The sequence below is a fragment of the Planococcus sp. NCCP-2050 genome, assembly GCF_023708025.1.
GTDB lineage: Bacteria > Bacillota > Bacilli > Bacillales_A > Planococcaceae > Planococcus.
In genome coordinates, this window is the sequence record NZ_BRCX01000002.1 from 261,829 (window position 1) to 275,860 (window position 14,032).

Consider the following 14,032-nt stretch of genomic DNA (forward strand, 5'->3'; position numbering starts at 1 on the left):
TTTTAAGAATCGGTATAATGGGTAAAGATAAAACAGATTGGAGGCTACGGAAATGAATCCTTTAGAAATTCAATACAACGGCATTGTTTTGCTTTATGGGTATCTTCAGCGTTTATTCGTCTACGGAAAAGTGAAAAGCATGCTCGGGGCTGTACCTGAAACGCTTGAAATCGATAGCCTGCCATCATTGCTGGATAAAACCAGCGAGATTTTCCAACACTTCGACACAAAAAACGGCTTGTCCAAAGAACAGCAGCAAGAATTGCTGGCCATTCTTGCGACTGTAAAAAAATTAATGCCGCATACCGTGGAGAAAACGGAAAAGCCTGAGCTCGCTGATCAATTAGCAGTAGCAGGAGCGGCTTTGTATGCGGAAGAATACATCAATAATGGGATTATTCATCTCGGAATGCTGTTCAATCCGACAATCGCCGATCGTTTTCGCCAGCACATCCCTCATTTCCAAAACCGGGTGAACGGCATCAATAGCTTTGTCGACAAAGCGGCGAACGGGAAAAGCCTAAGCACCGATGAACTGGCTCAATTGGACACTTGGTATACCGATGTAATGAAGAATGCTGCGAACATCCCCGCTGATTTCCAAAGCATCTATAAATACATCGACACGAAAGTGTAATAAAAGAAAAAGGAGTGATCCCAAACTAATTTGGGGCCACTCCTTTTCTTCATTTAAAAAACTCGGGCAGTTGGCTTGATTTCATTGGGAATTCAGCTTTCCGTTTTTCAACGAATGCCTGGATGCCTTCGTTGGCATCTGCATTTTGCCCTGCCCAGTGCAGAAATTTCGATTCAATTAAATGGGAAGCTTCCGGATGGTCTTGCCCCAGCATCTTCCATAACAGCTGCCGTGTAAAACTATTCGAAGTGGCAGCTGTGTTCTCGACAATCTCGCGTGCAATTTCATAAGCTTTTGCCAGCGGCTCATCCGACTCATATTGAACCAGTCCGCTTCTGACGGCTTCGCCCGTTGGAATGTACCTGCCAGTCAGCGTCCATTCCAACGCTTTCCCGATGCCGACAAGCCGCGGCAAGAACCAACCTGAACTTGCTTCCGGGCCGATCCCGCGCCGTCCGAACACAAATCCGATTTTCGCATCTTTTTTCACAATCCGGATATCCATCGGCAAAGTCATCGTCATCCCGATGCCGACAGCTGGTCCGTTGATGGCAGCGATAATCGGCTTGTTCACTTCATAGACCTGCAAGCTCACCTGTCCGCCTAGATCCCGATAATCTTCGGCGGACTGCTCTGATGAAAACGTGGAGCCTCCTTCGGATAAATCCATGCCTGCACAAAATGCCCGGCCGCTTCCGGTCACCACAATGACACGGACTGCGTCATCCTGGTTTACATTTTTATAAAAATCCAGAAGTTCTTCATTCATTTTTTCCGTATACGCGTTCATTTGATCCGGACGGTTTAAGGTGAGCGTCAATATGCCCTCTTTTAGTTCCGTTTTAATCGTTTCGTACAAGTTTAGCCACTCCTTCCTCATACTCGGCAATCAAGGTTTCAACAATCTCTTTAGTCGTCTCCCGTTTCGTGATGGTTGTCACGCCGTGGCCAGCAGACCAGATATCACGCCATGCTTTTGCATTGACTAAATGCGACAGATCAATCTCCTCTTTCGGCTTCAAGGTTTTCGGATCGATTCCTTGTTTGATCAAGCTCGGGACGAGCACATTCACAGGCACTCCGCTGAACGAATCGGTATACAGGATATCTTCAATCGAAGAGTCGATGACCATCTGCTTGTAATCTTCCGGGGCATTGCTTTCTTCAGCTGCTAAAAAGCGGGTGCCCATGTACGCATAGTCAGCCCCCATCATTTTGGCAGCCGCGACATCCGCCCCGGTCGAAAGAGATCCGGATAAGATAATGGTCCCTTCATAAAAGGCTTTCACTGCAGCAATGAAAGCAAAAGGATTTAATGTTCCCCCGTGGCCGCCAGCCCCTGCACTCACTAGAACCAAGCCATCGACTCCGCTTGCTGCCGCTTTTTTCGCATGCCGGACATTCGCGACATCCGAATAGATCAGTCCCCCATAAGCGTGGACGATTTCAATCACATCAGCCGGCGAGCCCAGCGACGTGATGACGATGGGCGGCTCATAGCGCCGGATCATTTCCAAATCTTCCTCATAGCGTTTATTCGAACCCCTATGGCAGATGAAATTGACAGCCCACGGCTTATCACCGAGTGCAGTCTTTACTTCTTCCAGCCAAGCCGCGCATTGCTCAATCGGCCGGGCATTCAATAAAGGAAATGACCCGATGACACCTGCATTGCTGGATTCGATGACCATTTTAGGCGTAGAGACGAGAAACATCGGAGAGACGATAACGGGCAATTTAAGCACGTTCAATCACCACCGCAATCCCTTGCCCGCCACCAATGCATAGGCTCGCGACCGCATATTTCCCTCCGCGGCGCTTCAGTTCATAGGCTGCTGAGAGCAAGACCCGGGTTCCGCTAGCTCCTACCGGGTGCCCAAGTGCAATGGCACCTCCGTGGACGTTCACTTTAGCACGGTCGAGCCCTAATTCTTTTTCTACAGCTAGATACTGCGCAGCGAATGCTTCATTTACCTCAATGAGGTCAATATCTTCCAACGATAAGTCTGCACGTGATAAGGCTTGTTTAATCGCTGGCACCGGTCCGATTCCCATAACCGTCGGATCGACACCTGCAACTCCCCAAGAAACGATTCGGGCAATCGGCTTTAAGCCATGCTTGTCGACGGCCGCTTGGCCCGCTACTACGACTGAAGCCGCGCCGTCATTGATGCCGGATGCATTTCCAGCTGTTACCGTACCCTCTTTTTTAAAGGAAGGGCGCAGTGTCGAGAGTTTTTCGACATTGGCGTCCGGTTTGATATGTTCATCTTTATCAATGAGCGTAGTGCCTTTTCTTGTTTTTACTTCAACACTGACAATCTCTTCGGCAAATACGCCATTGTTCGAGGCCGCTGCAGCTTTTTGGTTGGATTCTACGGCATACGCATCCTGTTCTTCGCGTGAAATCGAATACTGTTCAGCCAGTTTCTCCGCTGTCATGCCCATGCCATTGCCGGTATATTGATCGGTCAACGTGGCAGTCAGCATATCTTCAAATTGCATATTGCCCATCTTGGATCCATTGAAACGCTGCTTGAAATTCGAGTAAGGCGACATTGACATATTCTCTGCACCACCCGCCAGCACAAGATCCGCTTCCCCAAGCAAAATATGCTGCGCCGCTGAAACAACAGCCTGCGCCCCCGAACCACAAAGGCGGTTTAATGTAAGCGCCGGCACTTCTTGCGGCACTCCCGCTTTCAACCCGATATGCCTTGCTAAATAGGCCGCGTTCAAACTGGAATGAATGACGTTTCCATAAATGACGTGGTCAATATCTTCCGCTTTGACGTTCGCACGTTTTAACGCTTCAATCGCGGTTGCTGTTCCAAGTTCCGTTGCTTCTACATTGGCAAAAGACCCGCCAAATGCTGTAAACGCCGTTCTCGCTCCGTCCACTAAGTACACGTTTTCCATTTCATTATTCCCCTTTCGAATTTCCAGTTCTTTACGAAACCGTATTTTCCACTTTCCGCAATGTATGCTTCAACACTTTTCCAGAGGCGTTTCTTGGTAATTCTTCCATGAATTCAACTTCCAGCGGCACTTTGTATTTGGCTAATTGCGTCGCGCAATAATCTTTAATTTCTTGTTCTGAAATTTCCTGCCCTTGTTTCTTCACAGCGTAAGCTTTCGGCACTTCACCATAGACTTCATGCGGCACCCCGACTACTGCCGCTTCCAGCAATTGAGGGATTTGGTAAAGGACTTCTTCAACTTCAACGGGATAGACATTTTCACCCCCGCGGATGATCATGTCTTTTTTTCGGTCGACGATATACAACAATCCATCTTCATCGAATTTTCCCAGGTCACCGGTATAAAGCCAGCCGTTCCGGATCGTCTGATGAGTCGCTTCTTCGTTCCGCAAATAGCCTTTCATCACTTGCGGGCCTTTGACGACAATTTCACCGACTTGTCCAACAGGCAACGATTCGCCGAATTCATCCGCAATGCGTATTTCCGTTTGAGGCAGCACTTCGCCCACTGAACCGATTTTCCCTAATGCAAATTCATCCTTTAACGAAGAAGCCGCCGGTGCATTTTCCGTTTGGCCATAGCAATTTTGAAGGCCGACTCCCGGGAATATTTCTTTTAGCTTTTTGACCAGCTCATACGGCATAGGTGCAGCCCCGTAGCAAAATAACCGGAGTTCCGGCAATTTGGTTTCTTGGATCGCCGGCATATTTAAAATAATGCTGTACATGGCCGGTACGCCAAAGAACATCGTTGGCGCCGACTTTTGAAGCATGCTGACGGTGCGATCAGGGGAAAAAGCTTCTTCTATAATAAGGGATCCGCCCATATAGGTGACTGGCACAACGAATACATGGCTTGCTGCACAATGAAAGAGCGGCGTTGCAACCAACATCCGGTCATTTTCTGTAATGGCCATCGCTTCCGACCAAATTTCAGCCGCCGCCTGGATATTAGCATGAGTCAGCATGACGCCTTTCGGTTTGCCGGTCGTCCCGGAAGTATACATGACCACTGCCGTATCTTCCGGCTGGAGTGCGACTCGCTGGAAATGCAGCGCTTCGTCAGCAATCACGCTTCCTATTGTGTTGCCGCCGCCAATTTGAAGCACGTCCTGGAATTGATGCGCAGTTCCGTGGATCGTCTCTTCAATCCGGACATCGTAGATCAGCGCTTTCGCATTGGAATTCGAGAAAATATATTCCACTTCCGGCGCTGCTAATTTGGTGTTTACGGGCATCGCAGTAAATCCACCTAATTGAATCCCAAAATAACAGACGAGGAAAATATCCGAGTTTAAAGCATACAACGCGATAATATCTTCTTTTTCATAGCCTTTATTTTGAAAATAGCTCGCCACGCGTTTCGCCTTTTCATAAAAGGACTGGTATGTCCATGTCCTCCCTTCATAAGTCGTGTAGATCTTTTCCGGCTGGCTATCAGCGTATCGGGCAATGCTTTCGGTTATGAACATATTTTTCCTCCTTAAGACAAATGATGAAGATATCAGATTCTGTAAGGGTTTTCATTTTGTCGAGTGAAAAAGTAGTTATGAAAATAAACAAGCGGATATTTGTCAGAAAATTCTTACCTTAGAATAAATCTTATCTTCTTTCATTTTGAAATGCAACGGATTTTTACCTTTTCGTTTAATTTTCGAACGATTGTTCAAATTAATATATTGATTCGCTCAATGCATATTTGTAATTGAGAAACTACGGAGATTTTTTCAATTCCGTTCAATTAGAATAGTATTAACTCTCTTTTATTTATAATGATTATTATTAAGGTTTGATTTTAATTTAAAAAATGTTATTATTAGTAGTGTAGTGTTTTACATAATAATGAGAATGAGGTGTTCGAAACATGAGTACAGATAAAAGAACTCTAACGACTAGCTGGGGAGCTCCAGTTGGCGACAACCAGAACTCACAGACAGCTGGCCAACGCGGACCAGTATTGCTTCAAGATGTTCATCTTCTTGAAAAATTAGCGCATTTTAACCGGGAACGTGTACCTGAGCGTGTAGTTCATGCTAAAGGCGCCGGCGCTCACGGATACTTTGAAGTAACTCAAGATGTTACAAAATATACGAAAGCTGCTTTCCTTTCTGAAGTCGGCAAACGTACAGATATGTTCGCACGTTTCTCTACAGTAGCTGGAGAACTTGGATCTGCTGATACCGTTCGCGACCCACGCGGCTTCGCTTTGAAATTCTATACAGAAGAAGGAAACTACGATCTAGTCGGAAACAACACGCCGATCTTCTTTATCCAAGATGCGATCAAATTCCCTGACTTCATCCATACACAAAAACGCGATCCACGCACACACTTGAAAAACCCTAACGCAGTGTGGGACTTCTGGTCGTTATCTCCAGAATCGTTGCACCAAGTAACTTACTTGATGGGTGACCGCGGGATCCCTGCAACACTTCGCCATATGCACGGTTTCGGAAGCCATACATTCAAATGGACAAACGCTGAAGGCGTATCCCACTGGGTGAAATACCACTTCCTGACTGAACAAGGCATCAAAAACATCACACAAGAAGTAGCAGATAAAATTGCCGGTGAAAACCCAGACTTCCACACAGAAGATCTGTTCAACGCAATCGAAGAAGGCGACTTCCCAGCTTGGAAAATGTACGTTCAAATCATGCCATTGGAAGATGCGAACACGTACCGCTTCGACCCATTCGATGTAACGAAAACTTGGTCTCATAAAGACTATCCGTTAATCGAAGTTGGACGCATGGTGCTGAACCGCAACCCGGAAAACTATTTTGCTGAAGTTGAGCAAGCAACATTCTCACCTGGCACATTGGTTCCTGGTATCGACGTTTCACCGGACAAAATGCTGCAAGGCCGTTTGTTCGCTTACCACGATGCACACCGTTACCGTGTAGGCGCTAACCATCAAATGCTTCCGATCAATGCTGCGAAAAACCAAGTAAACAACTACCAGCGCGACGGCCAAATGAACTTTGGCAACAACGGCGGCGGTTCAGTTTATTACGAGCCAAACAGCTACGGCGGACCAACTGAAACAGCAGCTGCGAAACCAGCTCCGCTTGAAGTTTCCGGCATGACTGATTCAGTTCCTTACTTCCAGGAAGACCATTACACGCAGCCGGGCGACCTATACCGCCTGCAAACTCCGGAAGAGCAAGAACGCCTTGTTGCTACTTTCGTTGGCGGCTTGAGCGCAGTCGACAAAGAAGATATCAAACTTCGCCAAATCGGCCACTTGTACAAAGCGGATCCTGAATTTGGAACACGTGTTGCAGAAGGTCTTGGACTTCCAGTTCCAGGTCTTACTGAAACAAAATAAAACCTATTTTACGGCCATCCTTTTTAAAGGGTGGCTGCTTTTTTTGGACTTTTTGCAACTTGCTCGTATTTGTCATTGAGTCGCTCGTATTTCTCGGAAAGTCGCTCGCAAATCAAAAAGCAGGAAAGCTGCCTGATCGGCCGCTCCCCTGCTTTCCTTAGTTTTCTGCTAGTATACTTTCTGCAATTTCTTCGGCTAAATCTTTGCCATTCTGAATGCAAGCGCCGATGCCGACACCGTAAAAAGAAGCACCAGCAAGCTTTACATTCGGCACAAGTTTCGCCATTTTATCTTCTAAAGCAGAGACAGCTGTTTTATGCTGCATCGTGTAATTCGGCATTAAGTTCTTCCAGCCAGTCACTTCGACTGACACAGGCTTTGCCCCAATCCCTAAACTTTTCTGAATATCCGACAAAGCCACTTCAGCCAATTCCGTTTCGGTTAAATCTTTTAAACGGGCATAGGAAGGGTTCGAACTTTTATAAAATAAGCGAACAAGCAAATTGCCTTTTCGTGAAGTATGCGCCCATTTCCGGCTCGTCCATGTGCAAGCATTGCACAGAAGATCACTTTTCTGGGAGACGATAAACCCGGTGCCATCCGCTGGAAGATCCGCGTCCGGCAAATCAAAGCCGAGATAGACGCTTACAAGCGAAGAAGTTAAAAGTTGATCGAATTCCTCGTCTAGTTCCGGAAGATCCAACATTGTTTGTGCTGCCCGGTGAGGCGTTGCTAGCACAACATAATCAGCGTTTATCGTTTCGCCATTGCTGATTTTGATTTCATAGCCGGCTTGCGTTTTTTCCACTTTTTCCGTCTGAGCACCTTTCACAATCGCTGCATCTTCAAGTGTTTCTTCCAAACGGTCGATCAATACAGACATCCCTTCGTCAAACGAGATGAATTTCTTATTCGCTGTTCCTTTGAAATGGGCAGCATTCGCTTCGAACCCTTTGATGATGCTGCCATATTTATTCTTGTAATCGACTAGATACGGCAAAGTTGTCGCCAATGTCAGTTCGTACAGATTCCCGGAGTAAACGCCCGATAAAACCGGTGCGATTTGATTTTCGACCAATTCTTTTCCAAGAAAAGCTTCCAAAAATTCACCGATGGAACTGTCTTTCGTAAAAGTTGCATTGATCGTTTCAAAATCTTTGAGGGCTTCTTGCTTCCCTTCTTCTGAAACGAGCGTAGAACTGAATAATGCTTCTTTGTTCATCGGAATCCCAAAGACAGAATCTGCTGGAATGGCATGTAATCTATTATTCGCATACAAATAAGAAATCCCGGTTCCATTATAGACAACGTGTTCTTGCAGATCCAAGTCTTCAATAAGCGGCATGACGCTTGCGTGGCGTGCTACTATTGAATCCGCTCCAGTTTCCATGATGAATTCCTCATCCTTGGCTGTTTTGATTTTACCGCCGAGCAACTCATCTTTTTCAATCAACACAAGATTCAAATCCAGGTTTCGCTGCTGTTTTAACTTTTGCAAATAATGCATAGCGGAGAGCCCGGTAATGCCTCCACCTATAATTGCAGCCGTTTTCATGGTTCATCCACTCCTTGTGACTTCATTTTATCAATAAATATCCTTCTCGGCAGAAGAGAGTTTGACAGTTTTACTACGCTTTGATTTTCTTTTTAGATTGCGTTTCACCAAAACTTTTGGTTTGATAAAGAAAGGGACTTTACCACATGAAGGAGAGAATGAAGATGATGAATGCTATTGACCAGAATATCATAGAACGGCGCACCATTAAAAAATTCAAATCCGACCCAATTGATATAGAGGAAATCATCGAGTTATTAAATGTTGCCAAATGGGCTCCGAACCATACAGTGAACGAACCATGGCGCTTCCAGCTTTACGCTGGCGAAGGCAAAGAAAAATTCGTCCAAGCTTTCATCGACGCTATGCCAAAAGAAGATGGTGTCACACCGCAAAAAGTTTTGAATAAAGCGAAGTACTTCCGCGAAATCCCGCTGCATCTCGTGGTGATCATGCCGGAAGATCCTCGCCAAAGACGCTGGGATGAAGATTACGGCGCTATTTCTTCCTTATTGCAAAACTTCCAATTAGCAGCCTGGGCGCGCGGCATCGGCATGATTTGGCGCTCAAACGACTGGATTTATAACCCGATTTTCCGTCATTCCATCGGTGTTCAGCCAGGAGAGAAAATCGTCGCTACGATGATGATCGGCTATCCGCAGCATGTTCCTGAAAAACGTGAACGCACCGATATCCGTGAAAAACTAACCATTATTTCCGAATAAAAAACTCGTCTCAGGCGCCGAATTCCGGCCGAAGAGACGAGTTTTTTTACGTACGCTTAACCCTCTACTGCAAAGTGGTCATCGCTCCGACTGCTCCTGAAAACTCACCGTTTTCCAAAAATAACGGTGTAGAGCCGCGAAGAATCGTATAACTTTTTACCACTTCTTTTAATAAGGGATTGTGGATGAATGAAGATCCAATATAGATGACCAACGAACTGTCGCATTGACGGGCCGCTTGTACGCTGACCGTACTGACGGTTTCGCCGACAAGCCCGATCACTGTAGCCAGTAATTCTTCTTTCGTCAATTCATCCGAGACGGAAAAAAGATCGTTTCCGAAGTTGCTTGCTGTCAATTCACCGGAAATCGGCGGTTCTTTTCCTTCATATATATGTTTTACTTTTAAATCGATCCGCTCACGGGAACCATTGCTTGCGAGTCTGACGATTTCTTCGTAGTCGCTGACCCCGGTCAATAAATGGCTTAAGCCCAATAAAGTGCCCCCGCCAACTCCCGTGCCCCCTAAGCGTTCTTGAGTATCGTTTTGAATACAGTGAATGGAAGTCCCTGTCCCTACATTTGTGACAAGATACGTCGTTTCACTGCGCCCCATTCTGCCCAACAGAAATTGAACACCACGATGAGTGGCCTCGAATTCCACTATTTCCTTTGCTTCTTTCGTCAAAAGTGAACGCAACACGCCTGATTTTCCGCCAGTCAGGCAAATTTCACAATCGCCTAGGCTGTTCACCCAAGCTGCCACTCCTTCTATATCTGCTATCGGGGATTTCTTGAATTGCAGTTGATCATTCTCGGTGTACACGATCTTAATCAGTGTACCTCCCGCATCTATTCCGATAATCATTTCGCACCTGCTCTTTCTGAATACCAGCTGTCATTAATTGCATACGATGAAATTCTACCATAATCTTTTAAGATTTGGTGCAGTTTTCCACAAGAGGGAAGGTGTCCAGAATAACAACCTGCAGGAAAAGAATGATAACTTCTCTAAGCCCCTTCATTTTTCTCCCCAAAAAAACCGCCTTCTCAGAGAAAGAGAAGGCGGCGCACCTATTGGACTTCTTATTTTATAGCTGTCTGAAGCCGCCTGTATTCGCACGGACTTTAACTTCAGCATATTTCTTGATATCGCTTTCCTTCGAAAGCAAAGTTCCTACCACTCCGCCGATAAAGCCGAGCGGGATGGAAACGATGGCCGGATTAGTCAGCGGGAAGATCGGCGTTCCTGTGATAATCGCTGCGCCAGCTTCCGGATTCATCACGCTCGGGCTGATTGAAACCAGAACTAACGCTGAGATCAAACCGGTCAAAATAGCGGAAATGGCTCCCGTCGTGTTGAACTTCTTCCAGAAAATCGTGTAGATGATAACCGGCAAGTTTGCACTTGCTGCGATACAGAATGCCAATGATACCAAGAACGCAACGTTCAAGTTTTGGGCGAAAATCGCCAAAAGGATGGAGAATACAGAGACGCCGACGGAGGCATAACGTGCAGCCAGCATCTGTTCTCTTTCGGATGCTTTTCCTTTTTTGATGATTTGGCCATAAATATCATGGGCAAAAGCAGAAGCACCCGTTAACACAAGACCTGCCACTACGGCTAAGATGGTCGCAAATGCTACCGCGGAAATGAAGGACATCAAGATGTCTCCACCAAGCGCCTGAGCAAGGAGCGGAGCCGCCATATTTCCGGCAGCATTCGTACTAATAATTTTTTGGGATCCTACAAATGCGGCAGCGCCGAATCCAAGGAAAATTGTCATTACGTAGAAGATGCCGACGATCCAAGTTGCCCACATAACCGAGCTTCTTGCCGTTTTCGCATCACGAACTGTAAAGAAACGCATCAAGATATGCGGCAACCCGGCTGTTCCTAGAACAAGTGCCAGCATAAGGGAAATCGTATCCAACGGAATCGTGTATTTCACACCTGGATTCAAGAATGCTTCACCATGTGGTGTAGCTGTTTTCACTTGAGCAAACATTTCCAGGATGCTGAAATCGAAGCGCTGCAGCACCAGGAAAGAAAGAATGACGGTACCCACCATCAAAAGAACGGCTTTAATGATTTGAACCCAGCTTGTCGCTGTCATGCCGCCAAAAAGAACGTAAATGGTCATCATGATACCGACCAAAAGCACGGCCCATAAATAGTCAATGCCGAAAAGCAACTGGATTAATGCACCGGCCCCTACCAATTGGGCGATCATGTAGAAAATAACAATTGTTATGGAGCTCAATGCTGCCGCTCCTCGTACTTTTTTCGCATTAAAACGGGCATTGATCATATCAGCTAATGTATACTTCCCTAAGTTCCGAAGGGGTTCTGCGACAATGAATAGTACTACGAGATAAGCCACCAAATAGCCGATTGAGAATAGGAATCCATCAAATCCGAATAATGCGATGGAGCCCGCTATCCCTAGGAATGATGCTGCTGATAAATAATCCCCTGCAATGGCCATTCCGTTCTGCCAACCTGTCAATCCTCCGCCTGCCGTGTAAAAATCACTTGTCGAATTGGTCCGTTTCGCAGCGTAATATGTAATGACAAGGGTCATCGCAACGATGACTAAGAAAATAATAATTACTGTAGCATTCATCGATTTTCCTCCTTGTCATAGTTAAACTCTTTTAACGTATCTTGAGCCATCTTGTCAAACTTCTCTGCCCGCTTCATGTATACGGTTACAAGAATCCACGTCATGGCGAATAAGCTGAAAGCGAAGACCCAAACCCAAGAAATATCACCGATAATAGTAGCTTCGAGAATATTTGAGTACGAAATAATAAAATTAAATAATAGATAAAGTCCTAAAAAAAGGATGGTTGTTGGTACGAGAAAAGCTTTTTTCTTCTTCATTAATTCTTTGAACCCCGCTGAGGATTCAATTGCTAAAAAGTCCGGGACATGTCCTGCTGCTCTTGAATCAGAAACGGTATTGCCATCTTTCACTTTGCTGCTCCCCTTTGAACGAGCAAGTTCTGCATTGGTTTCTGCAATTGGCTTTGACAAATATAACACCCCTTAAAATTTTAATTTTTCTGAATCTAAAAATAATTAAAACATCCTTAAAGACTCACGTCAATAAAAATCATACAAAATGTGGTAATATAGGATGGAATTTTATTCAAAAAAAACCTCAGAAGCAGTCACCTGACTGTTCTGAGATTTTTTCTTTGCAACTAATTATTCTGGATCGGTTTTCTCTATGGAAGAATTGAAAAGGTCCATTAACCGCTCGTATTTCTGCAGAATATCCAAGGCGAGCAAACCGTTTCCTTCCGCTGTTTTCGGATAGCCAAGAGGCACGGTTCTTCTGACCAATTGAGCGTAAAGTTCCGCTTCTGTCAACTCCCGCTGGAATTCTTTTTCAGCAATATTCTTGATCAGCGCCAAGGCTCCAGACACGTGAGGCGTCGCCATTGAAGTTCCTGACAAGCTTGCATATTTGCCGCCTGGATAAGACGAGTAGATGTTCATGCCCGGCGCCACCAAATCAATTTCGTTATTGGTGTTGCTAAACGGCGCAATTTTCCGGCTGAAATCTACCGCTCCTACTTGAATGACTTCACCATAAGCCCCTGGATAAGCGAATTCGTCTGTTTGAGGGCTGTCGTCCCCTTCATTTCCGGCAGCGCAAACCACTGGAATCCCTGCATCAACCGCCCGTTTTACCGCTTCATATAATTCCGGAATATCTTCCGGGCCACCGAGAGACATCGAAATCACACTAGTCTGTTCACCGTTTGGCCCTCTCCAATCGATTGCATAATGGATGCCGGCAATAATACCCGCATACTCTCCACTTCCGCTTCCATTCAACACTTTAATAATCAGCAAATCAGCACCCGGTGCAACACCCGCAATGCCTCCACCTTTTCGCAATGATGCAGCGGCAGTTCCCGCTACATGTGTGCCGTGCCCATTATTGTCATCAAAATTTTCAGGATCTCCATCAAAGTCGCTTGTAAAGTTTCTGCCAGCAATGATCCGCTCGATTAAATCCGGGTGATCTGCCTGGCAGCCCGTATCCAAAACGGCAATGACATTTCCTTTCCCATGTGCTGCCATTTCCCAAATAGCCGGTGCCTGTATCATGCGAACGCCTTCAGGTATCTGTGGTGCCGCTGAAGTAATTTCTTCAATTCGGTATGGTATGAGATGAATTTTTTCCATCTGTTTCTCCTCCTTATGAATGGAATTACTTAAAATAACTTTTTTTCCAAGATGATCTTAACATCCCTATCGGCAGTTGCGTAAATCCCTACAATGTCAAAGCCATTTTTGATATTCAGCAAAAGCATATTTCTCCATTTGTTTTTGGTGCGGGTCTCGATCGTTTTATAGGAACTGGCACGTGCATAGTGGTGCTGCCGATCCATCAGTTCAGAAGCAATGCCTTTTCCTCTCCATCTGCTATCCACTCCTCCGAGCCAACTATAGAAAGTTTCCTTCTTCAATTCATACCCCATCTTATAGCCGAGTACCTCATTTTCCTGGAGAGCGATTTCTATCCGCAGCTTCATTTTTTCCTTCATCTGTTCCTCAAGAAGGGCTGATTCGCCAAAAATAGAGTGATGCAGACGAAGAATTCCTTCCAATAAAACCGGATCATTCAATTCACCGTCCACGCTTTTATAAGTGATTGCCATCTTTTCCTCCTTTAACGATTTAATCGAACAATTTGATGCTTGGATTTATTTCGTATAATAGAACAAATGTTCTAAATTGTCAAACGAATAATTTGTGGCTATAAAAGGAAATATTAATTCATT

At 45.5% G+C, this 14,032-nt stretch carries 13 protein-coding genes; 3 read left to right on the top strand and 10 right to left on the bottom strand.

What is annotated here, in order from left to right:
• Nucleotides 1-52 precede the first annotated feature (52 nt).
• Entirely contained in the window at nucleotides 53-637 is a 585-nt protein-coding gene (locus NFU07_RS10605) for a hypothetical protein (RefSeq protein ID WP_251477839.1), read from the top strand.
• A gap of 49 nt (nucleotides 638-686) precedes the next feature.
• On the opposite strand, the gene NFU07_RS10610 is transcribed toward NFU07_RS10605, so the two are convergent.
• The 4 genes from NFU07_RS10610 to NFU07_RS10625 are packed head-to-tail and all read right to left on the bottom strand — an operon-like array spanning nucleotide 687 to nucleotide 5,090.
• Entirely contained in the window at nucleotides 687-1,496 is an 810-nt protein-coding gene (locus NFU07_RS10610) for an enoyl-CoA hydratase-related protein (RefSeq protein ID WP_251477842.1), read from the bottom strand.
• The gene (locus tag NFU07_RS10615) at nucleotides 1,480-2,382 is read right to left on the bottom strand and encodes an NAD(P)H-dependent flavin oxidoreductase (RefSeq protein ID WP_251477845.1); all 903 of its coding nucleotides are present in this window, start codon (nucleotides 2,380-2,382) and stop codon (nucleotides 1,480-1,482) included. The genes NFU07_RS10610 and NFU07_RS10615 overlap by 17 nt, the downstream gene beginning before the upstream one ends.
• On the bottom strand, nucleotides 2,375-3,556 hold the full coding sequence (locus tag NFU07_RS10620; protein WP_251477848.1) for an acetyl-CoA C-acetyltransferase: 1,182 nt from the start codon (nucleotides 3,554-3,556) through the stop codon (nucleotides 2,375-2,377). The genes NFU07_RS10615 and NFU07_RS10620 overlap by 8 nt, the downstream gene beginning before the upstream one ends.
• Nucleotides 3,557-3,587: 31 nt before the next feature.
• Nucleotides 3,588-5,090, bottom strand: a complete 1,503-nt coding sequence (locus NFU07_RS10625; RefSeq protein WP_251477851.1) for a class I adenylate-forming enzyme family protein — start codon at nucleotides 5,088-5,090, stop codon at nucleotides 3,588-3,590.
• A 392-nt stretch (nucleotides 5,091-5,482) separates the two neighbouring features.
• Here NFU07_RS10625 and katA point away from each other — a divergent pair, with 392 nt between their 5' ends.
• Nucleotides 5,483-6,949 (top strand): catalase KatA, encoded by a 1,467-nt coding sequence (gene katA, locus NFU07_RS10630; RefSeq protein ID WP_251477854.1) that lies wholly within the window; start codon nucleotides 5,483-5,485, stop codon nucleotides 6,947-6,949.
• Nucleotides 6,950-7,106: 157 nt separating this feature from the next.
• Here katA and NFU07_RS10635 read toward each other — a convergent pair whose 3' ends face one another.
• Complete coding sequence (locus NFU07_RS10635; protein WP_251477857.1) at nucleotides 7,107-8,504, bottom strand: protoporphyrinogen oxidase; 1,398 nt, start codon at nucleotides 8,502-8,504, stop codon at nucleotides 7,107-7,109.
• A 167-nt stretch (nucleotides 8,505-8,671) separates the two neighbouring features.
• Here NFU07_RS10635 and NFU07_RS10640 point away from each other — a divergent pair, with 167 nt between their 5' ends.
• Nucleotides 8,672-9,229 carry a nitroreductase family protein gene (locus NFU07_RS10640; RefSeq protein WP_235199240.1) on the top strand — a complete coding sequence of 186 codons (558 nt, stop codon included), beginning with the start codon at nucleotides 8,672-8,674 and terminating at the stop codon, nucleotides 9,227-9,229.
• Between the two features lie 64 nt (nucleotides 9,230-9,293).
• On the opposite strand, the gene coaW is transcribed toward NFU07_RS10640, so the two are convergent.
• The 5 genes from coaW to NFU07_RS10665 form a co-directional block, all read right to left on the bottom strand.
• A complete protein-coding gene (coaW, locus tag NFU07_RS10645) occupies nucleotides 9,294-10,097 on the bottom strand; it encodes a type II pantothenate kinase (protein ID WP_251477861.1) in 804 nt (267 codons plus the stop codon).
• A 223-nt stretch (nucleotides 10,098-10,320) separates the two neighbouring features.
• The gene (locus NFU07_RS10650; RefSeq protein WP_251477864.1) at nucleotides 10,321-11,856 is read right to left on the bottom strand and encodes a solute symporter family protein; all 1,536 of its coding nucleotides are present in this window, start codon (nucleotides 11,854-11,856) and stop codon (nucleotides 10,321-10,323) included.
• Entirely contained in the window at nucleotides 11,853-12,269 is a 417-nt protein-coding gene (locus tag NFU07_RS10655; protein WP_251477867.1) for a DUF485 domain-containing protein, read from the bottom strand. Before NFU07_RS10655 ends, NFU07_RS10650 begins: the two co-directional genes overlap by 4 nt.
• Before the next feature lie 174 nt (nucleotides 12,270-12,443).
• A complete protein-coding gene (locus NFU07_RS10660; protein ID WP_251477870.1) occupies nucleotides 12,444-13,433 on the bottom strand; it encodes a S8 family peptidase in 990 nt (329 codons plus the stop codon).
• A gap of 29 nt (nucleotides 13,434-13,462) precedes the next feature.
• On the bottom strand, nucleotides 13,463-13,909 hold the full coding sequence (locus NFU07_RS10665; RefSeq protein WP_251477873.1) for a GNAT family N-acetyltransferase: 447 nt from the start codon (nucleotides 13,907-13,909) through the stop codon (nucleotides 13,463-13,465).
• Nucleotides 13,910-14,032 lie beyond the last annotated feature (123 nt).